This is a genomic window from Amycolatopsis umgeniensis, from assembly GCF_014205155.1.
In the GTDB taxonomy this organism is placed as follows: domain Bacteria; phylum Actinomycetota; class Actinomycetes; order Mycobacteriales; family Pseudonocardiaceae; genus Amycolatopsis; species Amycolatopsis umgeniensis.
Genome location: NZ_JACHMX010000001.1, coordinates 7,494,036 through 7,508,499, shown reverse-complemented (window position 1 = coordinate 7,508,499; position 14,464 = coordinate 7,494,036). Strand labels below are relative to the sequence as shown.

Here is a 14,464-nt window from a genome sequence, read left to right as displayed (position 1 = left end):
ACAAACGTCGAGCGACGCGCGCGATCTGGGGTCATGAGTCGCGACGATGTGGAAATCAGGACACTGAACGTCCCAATTCCCACATCGTCACACTTAGCTCCGGCTGAATCGCCATTCACGGCCACGGACCTCCGCCTCAGCGGTGCGTGTCCTCCGGCGCCGGAGTCCGGCTCGCCAGGTTCGCCGACCACTCGGTGACCCGCCGCGCGACGTCCTGCGCGGTGAGCCCGACGCGGGCCAGCACCTCCTCGCGCGAGCCGTGGTCGTGGAACACCTGCGGCACCGCGAGGTCGCGCAGCGGCACGTCGCATTCGGCGTCGCGGAACAGCGCGGCCAGCGCGGAGCCGAAACCACCGTGGCGGCCACTGTCCTCGACGCTCACGACCAGCTTGTGCTGCTCGGCCAGCGCCACCAGCTCGGCGGGCGCCGGGACGACCCAGCGCGGGTCCACCACGGTCACGCCGATGCCCTGGTCCGCCAGCCTGTCCGCGGCGGCGAGCCCGAGCGTCGCGAACGCGCCCACCGCGACGAGCAGGACGTCGGCGTCGCCGGTGGGTTTGCGCAGGACGTCCACGACGCCGACCCGTTCGACGGCGGGAACGGAGTCGACCACGCCGCCCTTGGAGAACCGCAGCGCCGTCGGCCCGTCCTCGACCGCGACGGCCTCACGCAGCTCCTCGCGCAGCGTCCCGGCGTCACGCGGCGCGGCGACCCGCATCCCCGGCACCATGCCCAGCAGCGACAGGTCCCACATGCCGTGGTGACTCGGCCCGTCCGGCCCGGTGATCCCGGCGCGGTCCAGCACCAGCGTCACCGGCTGGCGGTGCAGCGCGACGTCCATCAGGACCTGGTCGAAAGCGCGGTTCAGGAAGGTCGAGTAGACCGCGACGACCGGGTGCTTGCCACCCATCGCGAGGCCGGCGGCCGAGGTCACCGCGTGCTGCTCGGCGATCCCGACGTCGTACCAGCGGTCCGGGTACGCCTCGGCGAACTTGTGCAGCCCTGTCGAGCGCAGCATCGCCGCGGTGATCGCGACGACGTCCTCGCGGTCGGCGCCGATCTTGACCAGTTCGTCGGCGAAGACGCCGGTCCAGCTCGGGCCCTTGACCGGCGGCAGGCCGGTTTCCGGGTCGATCGGATCGGTCTGGTGCATCTGGTCGGCCTGGTTGGTCACCGCGGGCTCGTAGCCGTGGCCCTTCTCGGTGACCACGTGCACGATGACAGCGCCGCCGAAGTCGCGGGCGCTCTGGAACGCCTTCTCCAGCGCCACGAGGTCGTGCCCGTCGACCGGGCCGAGGTACTTGAGGCCGAGGTCGGAGAACATCATCTGCGGGCTCAGCGCGTCCTTGAGCCCCGCCTTCGCCGCGTGCAGCGCCGCGTAGATCGGCTTGCCGACGATGGGCGTGTGCCGCAGCAGTTCTTTGCCGCGGTCCAGAACACGCTCGTAACCCGGCTTGAGCCGCAGCGACGCGAGATGGTCCGCCACGCCGCCGATGGTCGGCGAGTACGAGCGGCCGTTGTCGTTGATGACGATGACGACCGGGCGCCGCGGGTTCGCGGCGATGTTGTTGAGTGCCTCCCAGCACATGCCGCCGGTCAGCGCGCCGTCGCCGACCACCGCGATCGCGTGCCTGCCGCCACCGCCGAGTTCGAACGCCTTCGCCAGGCCGTCCACATAGGACAAGGCCGTCGACGCGTGGCTGTTCTCGACGAGGTCGTGCTCGCTCTCGCCGCGCGCCGGGTAGCCGGTGAGGCCGCCGAGCTGGCGCAGCTTGCCGAAGCCGTCATGACGGCCGGTGACGATCTTGTGCACGTACGCCTGGTGACCGACGTCCCACACGATGGCGTCGCTCGGCGAGTCGAAGACCCGGTGCAGCGCCATCGTCAGCTCGACCACACCCAGGTTCGGGCCCAGGTGACCACCGGCGAGCCGCACCTTCTCGACGAGGAAGTCCCGGATCTCCGCGGCCAGCTCGCCGAGCTGTTCCTGGTCCATCCGCTTCAAGTCGGCCGGTCCGTGCACGGACTCGAGCAACGTCACTCTCCCACCTCGCCTGGTTCCTCTTCCGCCGTTCCGGCCAGTCTACGGAGGGCGCCTGAGAGTCTTCCGTCCCCCGCGTCACGGGTCACATGTCAGAAAATCACCACACTGCACCCAACGGTGTGAACATGGTCTCTTTTGCCAAGTAGCGGTCACGTCGGGTGGCCGCGATAATCGCTGATCGACGGTTGAGCAGGAGCCGGTTCGGAGGGCTTGATGGCGGACTTTTTCATCGGTGGCGAGTGGGTCGACGCGATCGGCGGTGGTCGCAGGGAGATCCGCTGCCCCGCTGACGGGTCGCTGGTCGCGGAAGTCGCCGAAGGCACCCGTGAAGACACCGAAGCGGCCATCGCCGCCGCGAGGAAGGCGTTCGACACCGGTCCTTGGCCCGGCACGCCCGCCCCCGAACGCGGTGACCTGCTGCTGAAGGCCGCCGACCTGCTCGACCGCGACGCCGCGACCTTCGCGCGCGCCGAGTCGCTCGACACCGGGAAGCGGCTGGTCGAGAGCGAGTACGACATGGCCGACATCGCCGCGTGCCTGCGCTACTTCGGCAAACTCGCCGCCAACGACGCGGGCCGCGTGGTCGACACCGGGAACCCGGACGCGTTCAGCCGGATCGTGCACGAGCCGGTCGGCGTCTGCGGGCTGATCACGCCGTGGAACTATCCGCTCCTGCAGACCATCTGGAAGGTGGCCCCCGCGCTCGCGGCGGGCAACACGTTCGTCCTCAAGCCCAGCGAGCTGACGCCGCACACCTCGATCCTGCTGATGAAGCTGCTCACCGAGGCCGGGCTGCCCGGCGGCGTCGCGAACCTGGTGCTCGGCGCCGGGGCGCAGGCCGGGGCGCCGCTGTCCGAGCATCCGGACGTCGACCTCGTCTCCTTCACCGGCGGCCTCGCCACCGGGAAGGTCATCGCCGCTTCCGCGGCGGCCACGATCAAGAAGGTCGCGCTGGAACTGGGCGGCAAGAACCCGAACGTCGTCTTCGCCGACTCGGACTTCGACACCGCCGTTGACTACGCGCTGACAGCGGTGTTCCTGCACTCCGGCCAGGTGTGCTCGGCGGGAGCGCGCCTGATCGTCCAGGAGGAGTGGCACGAGAAGTTCGTCGACGAGCTCGTCCGCCGCGCCGAACTGATCCGACTGGGTGGACCTTTCGACCCGAAGGCTGAAACCGGTCCGCTGATCTCGGCCGCCCATTTGGAAAAAATCGAACGGTACGTCGCCGCGGCGCTCGCCGAGGGCGCCGTCCTGCGCACCGGCGGCAAACGCCCCGACGATCGCGAGCTCGCGAAGGGGCACTACTACCTGCCGACCATCCTCGACAACGTGAAGCAGGGCAGCAGCGCCGTCGTCGACGAGTCGTTCGGCCCGGTGCTCACCGTCGAGACCTTCACCGACGAGGACGACGCCGTCTGGATCGCCAACGACACGCATTACGGCCTCGCGGGCGCCGTCTTCACCTCGGACGCCTCCCGCGCGCAGCGGGTCGCGAACCGGCTGCGCCACGGCACGATCTGGATCAACGACTTCCACCCGTACCTGCCACAGGCGGAATGGGGCGGCTACAAGCAATCCGGCTTCGGACGCGAGCTCGGCCCGACCGGGCTGGCCGAGTACGTGGAGGCGAAACACATCTACCAGAACCTCCGGCCCGAACCACAGCGCTGGTTCTCAGGGGAGCCGGCAGCGTCCAACTAAAGATGGGAAAGTGCCGATGAGTAATCCTTCCGACGACGGCCTCGCCGGTTTCGGCTACAAACAGGAACTCGAAAGAACGCTCGGCAACTTCCACACCTTCGCCGCCGGGATCAGCTACATCTCGATCCTGACGGGCACCTTCCAGCTGTTCTACTTCGGCTTCAGCTTCGGCGGTCCCGCCTACTGGTGGTCTTGGCCGATGGTGTTCGTCGGCCAGCTGATGGTCGCGCTCTCGTTCGCCGAACTGGCCGCGCACTATCCGGTGGCGGGCTCGATCTACAACTGGTCGAAACGGCTCGGCAGCCAGCACGTCGCGTGGCTGGCGGGCTGGATGATGCTGACGGCCTCGATCGTCAGCATCGCGGCCGTCGCGCTGGCGTACCAGATCACGCTCCCCCAGATCTCGTCGTTCTTCTCCTTCTCCGGTGACAGCGCCGTCAACGCTGTCATCCTCGGCGCCGGGCTGATCGTGTTCACCACGCTGGTGAACGCGTGGGGCGTCAAGCTGATGGCGCGGATCAACAGCGCCGGGGTGTTCATCGAACTGGTCGCCGCCGTCCTGCTGATCGTCGCGCTCGCGGTGAACATCACGCGCGGCCCCGAGGTCGTCATGCAGACCAACAACACCGGCGCCGACCAGCCGTGGGGCTATTTCGGGGCGTTCCTGGTCGCCTCGCTCGCGTCGACCTACGTCATGTACGGCTTCGACACCGCCAGCTCGCTCGGCGAGGAATCGCACGACCCGCGCAAGAACGCGCCCAAGGCGATCCTGCGCGCGCTGATCGCGTCGTTCGTCATCGGCGGGCTCATCCTCCTTCTCGCGCTGATGGCCGTCGGCGACATCAACGATCCGCAGATCGCCACCGGTGGCCTGCAGTTCATCGTCCTCGACGTGTTCGGCAGCACCGTCGGCACGATCTTCCTGCTCGCGGTCGTCGTCGCCATCACGGTGTGCAACCTGGCCGTGCAGTCGGCGTCGATCCGGATGATGTTCGCGATGGGCCGGGACAACAACCTGCCCGCCGGAAAGCATCTGGCGCGGGTCTCACCGAAGACGAAGACGCCGGTCGTCCCCGCGATCGTGTCCGGCGTCATCGCGGTGCTGATCCTGGTGGTCAACGTCGGCCAGCCGCAGATCTTCACGGTGATCACCAGCATCGGCATCATCATGATCTACCTGGCGTACCTGCTGGTCACCGTCCCGATGCTGGTCAAGCGTTTCCGCGGGCAGTGGCCGCCGCCGAAGGTGGAGGGCACCAAGTACTTCTCCCTCGGCAAACTGGGGCTGCCGGTCAACATCATCGGCGTGCTGTGGGGCGGCGCGATCGTGGTGAACCTGGCGTGGCCGCGGCGCGAGGTCTACAACGCGACGAAGCCGTATCACTGGTACCTCGAATGGGGGGCCGTGCTGTTCGTCGGCGCGGTGGCTGTCGTCGGTTTCGCGTATTACTGGTTCGTCCTGCGGCACAAGAGCGGCGTCCTGGCCGATCACGCCGCGGAAGCACATCCCGAGGAGGCAGCACAGTGACCGGAGAGTTCGACTACATCGTCGTCGGCGGCGGGACGGCGGGTTCGGTGGTCGCGGCGAGACTCTCGGAAGACCCGGACGTCACCGTGGCGCTCCTGGAAGCCGGACCGTCCGATGTGGACGATTCGGCCGTGCTGGAACTGACGAAGTGGATGGCGCTGCTCGAATCCGGCTACGACTGGGACTACCTGGTCGAGCCGCAGGACTCCGGGAACTCCTTCCTGCGCCACGCCCGCGCGCGAGTGCTCGGCGGTTGCTCGTCGCACAACTCGTGCATCGCGTTCTGGGCTCCGGCGGAAGACCTCGACGAATGGGCGTCACTCGGCCTGCCCGGCTGGGCCGCCCAGGACATTTTCCCGCTGTACAAACGGCTCGAGACCAACGACGGTCCCGGAGACCACCACGGCCGCTCGGGCCCGGTGACCATCCGTTCGGTGCCGCCGAACGACCCGACCGGCGTCGCGCTGCTGCAGGCGTGCGAACAGGCGGGCATCCCGAGGACGGAGTTCAACTCGGGGAAGACCGTCACGCACGGCGCGAACTGGTTCCAGATCAACGCGCGCGAGGACGGCACCCGGTCGTCGGCGTCCGTGTCGTACCTGCACCCGATCATCGGCAAGCGACCGAATCTGGAGATCATCACCGGCGCCCGGGTCCGGCGGCTGCTGTTCGACGGCAAACGCTGCACCGGCGCGGAATACCTGGCCGACGACCTGATCCACGGTGTCAAGCTGCGCGCACGGCGCGAAGTGGTCCTGTCGTCGGGAGCGATCGACACCCCGAAACTCCTGATGCTGTCGGGAATCGGCCCCGCCGGGCATCTGCGCGAGGTCGGCGTGGACGTGCTGGTGGACTCCCCCGGTGTCGGCGAGAACCTGCAGGATCACCCCGAAGGCGTCATCCAGTGGGACGCGCTGCAGCCGATGACCACCGAGTCCACGCAATGGTGGGAGATCGGCATCTTCACCAGCACGGAGGAAGGCCTCGACCGGCCGGATCTGATGTTCCACTACGGTTCCGTGCCGTTCGACATGAACACCCTCCGGCAGGGCTATCCCACCACGGAGAACGGCTTCTGCCTGACCCCGAACGTCACCCGGTCACGGTCGACCGGGACCGTGCGGCTGCGCAGCCGTGACTACCGGGACAAGCCGAAGGTGGATCCGCGCTACTTCACCGACGAGCACGACATGCGGGTGATGACCTACGGCATCAAACTGGCCCGCAAGATCGCCGAACAGCCCGCGCTGGACGAATGGGCGGGTACGGAACTGGCGCCCGGCAAGGACGTCAAGACCGACGACGAGATCGCGGACTACCTGCGCAAGACGCACAACACGGTCTATCACCCCGCGTGCACCGCGAAAATGGGCGGAGACGGGGATCCGCTGGCCGTGCTCGACGCACGGCTGCGGGTGCGAGGCGTCGAAGGCCTGCGGGTCGCCGACGGTTCGGCGATGCCGTTCCTGGTCGCGGTGAACCCGTGCATCACCACGATGGCGATCGGCGAGAAGTGCGCGGACCTGCTGAAGGAGGACGCGCGCGCTTAGAGTTGCCCGAGAAGGCCCCCTGGCTTCGGTCAGGGGGCCTTCTGTTTGCCCGAAAACCAGTGGAGCGGCCCCTTCGGTGCGATTACCGTGCTGCTGAACCACGTCGTCCAGCAGAGAGCCTGCCGTTGTACACCCTGTGAGACCTCCCGATTCGTCGCGCGTCGCGCCTTCGCGCCGCGCTTCTTTTTGCTGCGGACTTCTCACTGAAACGGGTGTACTCCTGTGCTCGAAAACTGACGGACAGCGCTGAGTCGAGAGGGGCAGTGGCCGCAAAGCCTCACGACCACCCCGACCCGCCGCCGGAACCAGGTAGCCGTGTGGAAATAGGGACATCCAACGTCCCTATTTCCACACAGCCTCCCCGACAGAAAGCGCTAGATGGAAACGGCGGCCGGAGTGCCCCGCCCGCCGGACATCTGTTCCAGTGCCCACGCTCGGCCGAACTCCGCCAACGCGGGTCCCGACCAGTAAGCGGGAATACTGATCCCCTTCCACAGCGGCATCTTCGGCCCGCTCAACGTGCCGTGGCTGACCTGCACCTGGACAGCGCCTTCGGCCCAGGTGAAGACGAAGTGGGCGTACATGAACATCCACGCCTGCCGTCCCAGCAGGTCTTGTACGAGAATCGGCCCTTCGGACGGGTACGGCGCCGTGTAGATGACCTGTTTCCGGCCGCTCCGGTAGCTGATCTCTTGGGCGGTGACCCCGGGCGGGAGCATTGTCGGCTCCACTCGGTCAGTCCTCCACAATGGTGATCGTGCCGTGCCCGTCGCAGCCGGCACAGCCTTTGCCGTCACAATCGCCACATACAGAAGTCAGATAGTCCATGATTCGAAATCCGTTCGCGTCGAAAGCCCGTGAAGGGTCGCGAAATAAACCTTGGAACAAGGCCAAGGTTTGAATAATCTCACGCCCTCAGGAAATGTCTGAGGTACCCGCGCTACCTCGTGAACACGAAACTCAAGTTAGCGAGCACCCAGCACGTGGACAAGCCAAAAGAGGCCAATCCATTCCGACGGACTACAAATCGCGAATTATTGCAACAACGCAACGCATTCGACGTGGTGCGTCATCGGGAACGCGTCGAAAGCACGCAGATCCACCAGCCCGTATCCGTGCTCGGCGAACAGCGCGATGTCACGCGCCAGAGCGGCCGGGTCGCAGGCCACATAGACGATCCGGTCCGGCGAACCCTCCACAATGGACTCGACGACGGCCTTGCCCGCACCCTTGCGAGGCGGGTCGAGGACGACGACGTCGACGGGTTTCGGGGCTTCGGCCAGGAGGTGTTCGACGCGGCCGGAGCGCCAGCGGACCTGCGGGAGGTCGGCGAGGTTCTCCTCACCGTCCGACACGGCGCGACGGCCGGATTCGATGGCAAGGACGCGCCCGCGGGGGCCGACCTGCGAAGCGAGCACCGACGCGAAGAGGCCGACGCCCGCGTACAGGTCCCATGCCACGCCGTCACGCGGGGCTTCGGCCCATTCCGCGACGACGGCGGCGAGTGTGTCCGCGGCGGCCGGGTGGACCTGCCAGAAGCCGTGGGCGTCCAGGCGCCAGTCTCGGCCGGCGGCGTGCTGGACGGCGAGGCCGCCCGCGAGTTGCCGAGACTTGGTCTTCCCGTGGATCGTCGACAGGTCGCGAAGGTGCACGTGGCCTTCGCCGTCCTTGGTGACCTCGATTTCGCTGCCGGGCCGCCAGTTCCGCGACACCACGTCGTCGAGCGCGCCCGGGACGGTGATCGGGCAGTCGTCGATGGGGATCACGCGGTGGCTGTGGTGTGCCCGGAAGCCCGCGCGGCCGTCCTTGCCCGCGACGAGCCGGACGCGGCTGCGCCAGTCCAGCGGGCCGCCCTCGAGCGCCTCGACGACGACCTCGCGCTCGATCCCGGCCAGCCTCTTCAGCTGCTCCATGACCACCGCGGCCTTGAGCTCACGCTGGTGACCGGGCGTGGCGTGCTGCCAGTCGCAGCCGCCGCACTCCCCCGGCGCCGCGAGCGGGCACGGCGGCTCCACGCGTTCCGGTGACGCCTCCAGGATCTCGATCGCGTCGGCGCGGCAGAAAGCGCCGCCCTTGTCTTCGGTGACCGAGGCCATCACGCGCTCGCCGGGCAGCGCGTGCCGCACGAACACGACCCGGCCTTCCACCCGCGCGACGCAGTGCCCGCCGTGCGCCACCGCGCCGACCTCCAGCTCGATCGTCCGTCCGAGCCACGTTCCGGTCGACGCGTCCACACTCATTCTGATTTTTCCTTGTCCTTCGTCTTTTCGGTCTGCTTGACCACCGGGGAGAAACCACGCCGCACGTCGCCTGCCGCCGGACGCGCCTTTCGGTCGCGTTTGATCGCCTTTTCCGACGATTCGAGCTGCCACGGCACGCTGGTCACCATGACACCGGGCTGGAACAGGAGCCGTCCCTTGAGCCGCAGCGCGCTCTGGTTGTGCAGGACCTGCTCCCACCAGTGCCCGACCACGTATTCGGGGATGAACACGGTCACCACGTTGCGCGGATTGTCGCCACGGACGCGCTTCACGTAGTCCAGTACGGGTTTCGTGATCTCGCGGTACGGCGATTCGATCACCTTCAGCGGCACCTTGAAATTGTGGTCGTCCCATTCCTGGACGAGTTTGCGCGTCTCCATGTCGTCGACGTTCACGGTGACGGCTTCGAGGACGTCGGGCCGCACGGCCTTGGCGTAGGAAAGCGCGCGCAAGGTCGGCAGGTGCAGTTTCGAAATCAGCACGATCGCGTGGTTGCGCGAAGGCAATACGGCAGGCTTCCGCTCCATCTCGCGCAATTCCTCGGCGACCCGGTCGTAATGCTTCCGGATCGCCGTCATCAGGATGTAGATCGCCACCATCGCCGCGATCGCGATCCAGGCGCCCAGCAGGAACTTCGTGATCAGCACGATGACCAGCACGGTGCCGGTCATCGTGAGGCCGACGGCGTTGACCGTCTGCGAACGCCGCATCCGGCGCCGCACCATCGGATCGGTTTCCCTGGACAGCAAGCGATTCCAATGCCGGATCATGCCCGCCTGGCTGATCGTGAAGGAGACGAACACCCCCACGATGTAGAGCTGGATGAGCTTCGTGACCTCGGCGTCGAACGCGATGATCAGCACCAGGGCGAACGCGGAGAGGAACAGGATGCCGTTGGAGAACGCCAGCCTGTCGCCCCGCGTGTGCAGCTGACGCGGGAGGTAACGGTCCTGCGCGAGGATCGAGCCGAGCACCGGGAAGCCGTTGAACGCGGTGTTCGCGGCCAGCAGCAGGATGATGCCGGTGACGAAGGAGATGTAGTAGAAGCCCGGGGTGAAGTCGGCGAACACCGCGTGCGCGATCTGCGCGACGATCGTCTTCTGCTCGTAGCCCGCCGGGGTGCCCGTCAGCTGGGTTTCCGCGTGCTCGGCGAATTTGACCTCGGTGATGATCGCCAGCGTGATGATGCCGACCAGCATCGTCACCGCGAGCACGCCCATCATCAGCAGCGTGGTGGCCGCGTTCTTCGATTTCGGCTTCTGGAACGCGGGGACGCCGTTGCTGATCGCCTCGACCCCGGTCAGCGCCGCGGCACCGGAGGAGAACGTCCGCAGGAGCAGGAAGAAGAACGCGAAACCGGTCAATGAGGCTTCTTCGTGCAACTCGAAATTGGCGCTCTCGGCCCGCATGTCGGCGCCGGAGGCCGCCTCGATCAGCCCCCAGATCACCATGCCGAGAATGCCGAGGATGAACCCGTAGACCGGGATGGCGAAGGTTTTGCCCGATTCGCGTACTCCGCGCAGATTCAACGCGGTCAGCACGACCACGATGACGACCGCGACGATCACCTTGTGCTGCGCCACCCACGGGATGGCCGAACCGATGTTCGCCACGCCGGACGACGTCGAAACCGCCACGGTCAGCACGTAATCCACCAGCAGCGCACTGGCGACGGTGAGCCCGAATTTGCCGCCGAGGTTGGTGTTGGCGACTTCGTAGTCACCGCCGCCGCTGGGATAGGCGTGCACGTTCTGCCGGTAGGACGCGACCACGACCAGCATGACGAGCGCGACGGCGACCCCGATCCAGGGCGCGAACGCGTACGCGGACAGGCCGGCGACGCTGAGGGTCAGAAAGATTTCCTCAGGCGCGTAGGCGACGCTCGACAACGCGTCGGACGCGAAAATCGGCAGCGCGATGCGCTTCGGCAGCAGCGTATGCGAGAGGCGGTCACTCCGGAATGGACGTCCGAGGACGAGCCGCTTCAATACGGTCGGGAACTTCGACACCGCAGAAGACTAACGGTCGCACCTCACGGTAGGTTCGGCGCTGGTGTGTCTGGGTACCTGCGGACGGGTGAAACGTCCGCGAACTAAGGAGGCAGGGCGTGCACGTGGTGATCATGGGATGCGGCCGGGTCGGCGCATCCCTGGCCGCGGCGCTGGGGCGGCTGGGGCACGACGTCGCCGTCATCGACAAGAGCAGGCAGGCGTTCCGGCGGCTCGGCAGTGACTTCCACGGCCAGCAGGTGGTCGGCGTCGGATTCGACCGGCAGGTGCTGATCGAGGCCGGGATCGAACACGCGGGCGCTTTCGCGGCGGTGTCCAGTGGCGACAACTCCAACATCATCTCGGCGCGGGTGGCCAGGGAGAACTTCGGCATCGACAAGGTCGTCGCCAGGATCTACGACCACAAGCGCGCGGCGGTCTACGAACGGCTCGGCATCCCGACCGTGGCGACCGTCCCGTGGACGACCGACCGGTTCCTGCGCACCCTGCTCCCCGACGGCGTCGCCTCGGAGTGGCGAGACCCGTCCGGCAGCGTCGCGCTGCTGCAACTCCCGCTGCACGAGGGGTGGGTCGGGCACAGCGTGCGCGATCTGCAGGACACCACCGGCGCGCGGGTCGCGTTCATCATGCGGTTCGGCACCGCCGTGCTGCCCGACACCAAGGCCGTGATCCAGGCCGACGACGTCGTGTACGTCGCCGCGAAATCGGGCACTGTCAGCGACGTGACCAGCGTCGCCGCTCGCGAACCGGAAGAGGAGAACTGATGCGGGTCGCGATTGCCGGGGCGGGCGCGGTCGGCCGGTCGATCGCCGCGGAACTGATCGACGGGCGCCACCAGGTGATGCTCATCGAACGCGAGGCCGACCAGTTCGAGCCGCATACCGTCGAGCAGGCGGATTGGGTGCTGGGCGACGCGTGCGAGGTCTCGATCCTCGAGGAGTCCGGGATCGAGCAGTGCGACGTCGTGATCGCCGCGACCGGTGACGACAAGGCGAACCTCGTCGTGTCACTGCTGGCGAAGACCGAGTTCGCGGTGCGCCGGGTGGTGGCGCGCGTGAACAACCCGGCCAACGAATGGCTGTTCAACGACGCCTGGGGCGTCGATGTCGCCGTGTCGACCCCGCGGATGCTCGCGGCGATGGTCGAGGAGGCGGTGAGCGTCGGCGATCTGGTGCGGCTCATGACGTTCCGGCAGAGCCAGGCGAACCTGGTCGAACTCACCCTCCCGGAGGAGACCCCGCTGGCGGGCAAGGCCGTCAGCGAGATCAACCTGCCGCGTGACGCGGCGCTGGTGACGATCCTGCGCGGTGACCGGGTGATCGTGCCGCAGCCCGAGGACCCGTTGGAGCCGGGTGACGAGCTGCTGTTCGTGGCGACGTCGGACGTGGAGCCGGAGATCCGGACCGCACTGGGCTACTAGGCCGAGTCGGGCGCCTGCGCGTACTTTGCGCGCAGGCGAGCCTCGACCTCTTCGTCGGTCTCCTCGGCGGGCGCTTCTTCCGCGAGGGCCTTGAGGTGCTTGTCCGACCGCCGCACCGCCCAGACGACGGTGAGCAGGCCGAGCGCGTACAGCGGATACCCCATCGCGATCTTCGCGAAGGCCAGCCAACCGGTGTAGTCCTCGTCGTACAGCCAGCGCTGGACGACGAACCGGGCGCCGAAGATCAGTGCCATGGAACCGGTCGCGATCGAGTAGGCGATCAGCGACTTCTTGTCCTTGCGCCAGGCGTGGCCGCTGCCGTTGAGCGCGTTCCACACCACGCCGGCGAGCGGCCAGCGGACGACGATCGACAGCACGAAGACCCCGAAGTAGACCAGGCTCGTCCAGATGCCGAACAGGAAGAAGCCCTTGGCCGATCCCGTCCGGTAGGCGATGAACGCCGCGATCGCCACCCCGAAGAACCCGGAGATGGCGGGCTGCAGCGGCTCCTTGCGGACGATCCGCAGCACGGTGATCGCCACCGCGCTGCCGACCGCGGCCCAGATGCCCACCGTGAGACCGAAGATGGCGTTCGCGATCACGAACACGATGACCGGCAACGAGGAATAGAACAGCCCCGACAGCCCACCCATCTGTTCCAACAGGGTGGGCTGAGGCTTGTTGTCGTCCGGTTCCGCGGTCTTCTTCTGCTCGCCGCCGGCGGGTTCAGTCACGATACGGGATCAACTCACAGTGCTCTGAAGTTCGTAATAAGGGTTGTAAAGCACCTTCTGACCATCACGTTCGGCCATCCGGCCGCGCACCTTGATGGTTCGCCCGGGTTCGATTCCGGGGATCCGGCGGCGTCCGAGCCAGATTAGCGTCACACCCTGTGTGCCGTCGAACAGCTCGGCCTGCAGTGTCGCGGCCTCGTTGGTCGGGCAGAGCTCCACGCTGCGGAGTCTCCCGAGCACCGTCACCTCTTCGCCCGACCGGCAGTCGCAGGCGCGCTGCGCTCCGCCGGCCTCGGATTTTTCGGACAGGTCGTCGGCGTCGAGATCCTCGACGTCGCTGGTCAGCTTGCGAACCAACCGGCTGAAGTAGCCGCCGTCTTTGGCGGACATAACGGTGCTCCTGTGCTCCGGGGCCCCCGACTCGAACGGCCCGTGCGTAATCCAGCGTAACTGTGTACGGACCAGGACAACCGGTTTGGGAGAAGATCGCAACGTGACCTCCGCTATTCCGCCTACGACGGCAGTAGTACTCCCCGGCACCGGGTCCGACGAAGTGTTCGTGCTCAGCGTGTTCTCCGGTCCGCTGCGGGCTCTCGGCATCCGGTTGCTGGCCCCGCCACCGCCCCCGGGAGACCGTCTCGCGGACGGCTATCTCGAGGAACTGGACAGGCTGTCCGCGGAGCACGGTCCGCTGCTCGTCGGCGGCATCTCGTTCGGCGCGCATCTCTCGGCGGAGTGGGCGGCCCGCAATCCTGGCCGCTGCACCGGCCTGCTTGCCGCTCTCCCGGCCTGGAACGGCCCGGCCGGGCGAGCACCCGCGTCGCTCGCCGCGCGGCTGTCAGCGGATCTGGTGGCCGAAAACGGGGTCGGCGGCGCGCTGGCGAAATCTTCGGACGGCGTCCCCGCTTGGCTTTCGGCCGAACTCGGCCGCGCGTGGCGACGGCACGGCTCCGGACTGGCGGCGAGCCTGCGGACAGCGGCGGGCCATCCCGCCCCTTCACTCGAAGACCTGAAGGGCCTCGACGTGCCCGCGGGGATCGGCACGTGCGTGGACGATCCGATCCACCCGGCCGAGGTCGCCCGCGCGTGGGCGGACGCCCTGCCGCGCGCCGAGGTCGGCGAGTCGACCCTGACCGCCCTCGGCACCGACCGGGAATCACTAGGCCGAGCCACCACCCTGGCCTGGCTAAAAGCCCGAACCCACTAGGCGGTGTAAG

At 67.5% G+C, this 14,464-nt stretch carries 12 protein-coding genes; 6 read left to right on the top strand and 6 right to left on the bottom strand.

Annotation, left to right across the window (positions count from 1 at the left end; all coding sequences use genetic code 11):
* Positions 1-136: 136 nt before the first annotated feature.
* On the bottom strand, positions 137-2,041 hold the full coding sequence (gene dxs, locus HDA45_RS35030) for a 1-deoxy-D-xylulose-5-phosphate synthase (protein WP_184902698.1): 1,905 nt from the start codon (positions 2,039-2,041) through the stop codon (positions 137-139).
* A 216-nt stretch (positions 2,042-2,257) separates the two neighbouring features.
* Here dxs and HDA45_RS35025 point away from each other — a divergent pair, with 216 nt between their 5' ends.
* The 3 genes from HDA45_RS35025 to HDA45_RS35015 are packed head-to-tail and all read left to right on the top strand — an operon-like array spanning position 2,258 to position 6,823.
* On the top strand, positions 2,258-3,745 hold the full coding sequence (locus HDA45_RS35025; RefSeq protein WP_184902696.1) for an aldehyde dehydrogenase family protein: 1,488 nt from the start codon (positions 2,258-2,260) through the stop codon (positions 3,743-3,745).
* Between the two features lie 16 nt (positions 3,746-3,761).
* Positions 3,762-5,273, top strand: coding sequence for an APC family permease (locus tag HDA45_RS35020; protein WP_184902694.1), 1,512 nt, complete (start codon positions 3,762-3,764; stop codon positions 5,271-5,273).
* Positions 5,270-6,823, top strand: a complete 1,554-nt coding sequence (locus tag HDA45_RS35015; protein WP_184902692.1) for a GMC family oxidoreductase N-terminal domain-containing protein — start codon at positions 5,270-5,272, stop codon at positions 6,821-6,823. The genes HDA45_RS35020 and HDA45_RS35015 overlap by 4 nt, the downstream gene beginning before the upstream one ends.
* A 374-nt stretch (positions 6,824-7,197) precedes the next feature.
* Here HDA45_RS35015 and HDA45_RS35010 read toward each other — a convergent pair whose 3' ends face one another.
* The 3 genes from HDA45_RS35010 to HDA45_RS35000 all read right to left on the bottom strand — a co-directional run bounded on the left by HDA45_RS35010 (position 7,198) and on the right by HDA45_RS35000 (position 11,093).
* Complete coding sequence (locus HDA45_RS35010) at positions 7,198-7,542, bottom strand: hypothetical protein (RefSeq protein ID WP_221471326.1); 345 nt, start codon at positions 7,540-7,542, stop codon at positions 7,198-7,200.
* A 315-nt stretch (positions 7,543-7,857) separates the two neighbouring features.
* On the bottom strand, positions 7,858-9,063 hold the full coding sequence (locus HDA45_RS35005) for a class I SAM-dependent RNA methyltransferase (protein ID WP_184902688.1): 1,206 nt from the start codon (positions 9,061-9,063) through the stop codon (positions 7,858-7,860).
* A complete protein-coding gene (locus tag HDA45_RS35000) occupies positions 9,060-11,093 on the bottom strand; it encodes an amino acid permease (RefSeq protein ID WP_184902686.1) in 2,034 nt (677 codons plus the stop codon). The genes HDA45_RS35005 and HDA45_RS35000 overlap by 4 nt, the downstream gene beginning before the upstream one ends.
* Positions 11,094-11,191: 98 nt before the next feature.
* Between HDA45_RS35000 and HDA45_RS34995 the strand changes: the two genes are divergently transcribed.
* A complete protein-coding gene (locus HDA45_RS34995; RefSeq protein WP_184902684.1) occupies positions 11,192-11,857 on the top strand; it encodes an NAD-binding protein in 666 nt (221 codons plus the stop codon).
* On the top strand, positions 11,857-12,513 hold the full coding sequence (locus HDA45_RS34990) for a potassium channel family protein (RefSeq protein ID WP_007033567.1): 657 nt from the start codon (positions 11,857-11,859) through the stop codon (positions 12,511-12,513). Before HDA45_RS34995 ends, HDA45_RS34990 begins: the two co-directional genes overlap by 1 nt.
* Here the strand turns inward: HDA45_RS34990 and HDA45_RS34985 are convergent.
* Entirely contained in the window at positions 12,510-13,247 is a 738-nt protein-coding gene (locus tag HDA45_RS34985) for a DUF3159 domain-containing protein (protein WP_184902682.1), read from the bottom strand. The two genes, HDA45_RS34990 and HDA45_RS34985, sit on opposite strands and share 4 nt — an antisense overlap.
* Before the next feature lie 9 nt (positions 13,248-13,256).
* On the bottom strand, positions 13,257-13,637 hold the full coding sequence (locus HDA45_RS34980; RefSeq protein ID WP_184902680.1) for an OB-fold nucleic acid binding domain-containing protein: 381 nt from the start codon (positions 13,635-13,637) through the stop codon (positions 13,257-13,259).
* Positions 13,638-13,740: 103 nt separating this feature from the next.
* Between HDA45_RS34980 and HDA45_RS34975 the strand changes: the two genes are divergently transcribed.
* Positions 13,741-14,454, top strand: coding sequence for an alpha/beta fold hydrolase family protein (locus tag HDA45_RS34975; RefSeq protein ID WP_184902678.1), 714 nt, complete (start codon positions 13,741-13,743; stop codon positions 14,452-14,454).
* Positions 14,455-14,464 lie beyond the last annotated feature (10 nt).

What these genes read in the sequence shown, in the direction of transcription:
- HDA45_RS35020 (WP_184902694.1), top strand. Translation starts at nt 3,762, where the DNA reads ATGAGTAATCCTTCCGACGACGGCCTCGCCGGTTTCGGCTACAAACAG.
- HDA45_RS35025 (WP_184902696.1), top strand. Translation starts at nt 2,258, where the DNA reads ATGGCGGACTTTTTCATCGGTGGCGAGTGGGTCGACGCGATCGGCGGT.
- HDA45_RS35010 (WP_221471326.1), bottom strand. Translation starts at nt 7,542, where the DNA reads ATGCTCCCGCCCGGGGTCACCGCCCAAGAGATCAGCTACCGGAGCGGC.
- HDA45_RS35005 (WP_184902688.1), bottom strand. Translation starts at nt 9,063, where the DNA reads ATGAGTGTGGACGCGTCGACCGGAACGTGGCTCGGACGGACGATCGAG.
- HDA45_RS34990 (WP_007033567.1), top strand. Translation starts at nt 11,857, where the DNA reads ATGCGGGTCGCGATTGCCGGGGCGGGCGCGGTCGGCCGGTCGATCGCC.
- HDA45_RS34980 (WP_184902680.1), bottom strand. Translation starts at nt 13,637, where the DNA reads ATGTCCGCCAAAGACGGCGGCTACTTCAGCCGGTTGGTTCGCAAGCTG.